A 1,772-nucleotide genomic window follows, 5' to 3' on the forward strand; every position below is an offset into this window, starting at 1 on the left:
CGACGACCCAGACTTGGCTGGGATTGTCCTTGTTGACGTGCACGTTCCACGCGCGGGCCGGCGTGCTGCTGGGAGACGCCAGCACCTGCCACGTCGCGCCGCCGTCGGTGCTGCGGGTGATCTGGTTGCTCGTGTTGCTCTGTCCAAGTGCGGCGAACATCGTGCCGTCGGCCGCGAAGGCGACGTCGTTGCCGCCGTTGAATCGCGGCAGGCCTGGCTGCGTCATCTCGTAGCTGAAGCCCGCGTCGTCGCTGACGGTGGCCAGCAGTCGGTCCCAGCCCTGGACGACGAGCTGGTCGTCGTTGAAGGGGTTGAACTCCGCGTTGTTGGCGACCCAGCCGGTGTAGCCGCTGGCACGATGGCCATCGCTGACGGGCGTGTTGAGCGCGTCTTCCCAAGTGTCTCCGCCGTCACGCGTGACGAGGACGCTCGTCGTCGTGCCGAGGTAGACGACGGCCGCGTCGTGCGGGCTGACCTCGGCCCACCAGCCGTTGACGATGCCGTTGTCGAAGGGCGTCGAGTCGACCAGCAGCGACTCGACGTTGGACTGCGACAGCACGTGTTGCCAAGACAGGCCCGCGTCCGTGCTGCGGTAAGCGCCCATCCCGCCGGACCAGGAGTTGTCGACGGCCCAGAGCGTGTTGCCGTCTGAGCTTTGGGCGACGTGCTTGAAGTCAGGCGGCCAGTAGCCGGTCGGGTCGCCGTCTTCGACGCGTGTCCAGTTCAGCCCGGCGTCGGTGGTTCGGAAGACGCCGCCGACGTGTTGCCGTTGGCTTTCGATGCCTTGCTGGCTGCCGATGGTGACGTGCAGGACATTCGGGATCGTCGGATGGGCGACGAGCCCGGTGATGGCGACGTTGTTGCCGAGCGCGGGCAGGCCGTTGCTGCGTTGCTGCCACGTGCCGGTTTGGCCGTCGTCGGAGCTGCGCCAGACGCCCGACTCGGCGACGGCGACCCAGAGCGTTTCGTGCGAGCCGGCACCGTAGCTGGCGGCCATGATGTTGTTGCCGGTTCCGCCGAAGCCGGTCGGGACCTCACCGACGAGCGACCACGTCTCGCCGCCGTCTCGGCTACGCCAGATCTTGCCGTAGTTGGGGACCTGGTCCGGGTTCGTGCCGTCCTTGAAGCGTCGATGATCACCGCCGAAGGCGAGGAGCGTTTGGTGGGACGGATCGCCTGCATCGAAGAGGACGGTCTCGACCGACGCTGGATAGCCGTAGCCGGTGGCGGGCGGCAGGCCGTTGCGTTTGGGCGTCCACGTCTGGCCGCCGTCGGTCGACAGGTGCGGGCCGCTGTTGGTGCCGGCCCAGACGATGTCGGGGTCTGTCGGGTGCCACGTGAAGTCGGAGTGCTCCCACGACTGCCAGCCGGTCGTGGGCAGCCAGCTCTGCCCAGCATCGACGGAGAGCCCGGTGCCGAGGATGTCGCCGGCGATGAGGACGCGGTCCGGGTCGAACGGGCTGACGGCGACGGCGTCCATGCGTCCGCCACTGCCCGGCTCGCCGAGCGGCTGCCACTGGAGGTCGGCCGACAGCAGCCGGCGGTGTTCGAGTCGCTCGATGATCGGCGAGGCTCGCTGCGTCGACCTGCGGTTCGCCCTCATGGCATGCTCTCGTGTTCGATGCGAAGTCGACTGCGTGTCTGGACCATCTGCCCGGTCTGAACACTATCGCGGAACCGGGACGTCGAATCAAGTGGGTTTGTGACGCTTGTGACCGCGAGTGGCATTGCTGCGTGTTTCTGCGTCGTGCGAGTACGGAGTAAGCCGCCCG

The 1,772-nt window shown here is 67.7% G+C and carries 1 protein-coding gene; it reads right to left on the reverse strand.

Going from position 1 to position 1,772, the window contains the following annotated elements:
• A partial coding sequence (locus AAGI46_17080; protein ID MEM1013922.1) for a hypothetical protein occupies positions 1-1,603 on the reverse strand: 1,603 nt, incomplete at its 3' end.
• Positions 1,604-1,772: the final 169 nt, after the last annotated feature.

Source organism: Planctomycetota bacterium (assembly GCA_038746835.1).
Classification (GTDB): Bacteria; Planctomycetota; Phycisphaerae; order Tepidisphaerales; family Tepidisphaeraceae; genus JBCDKH01.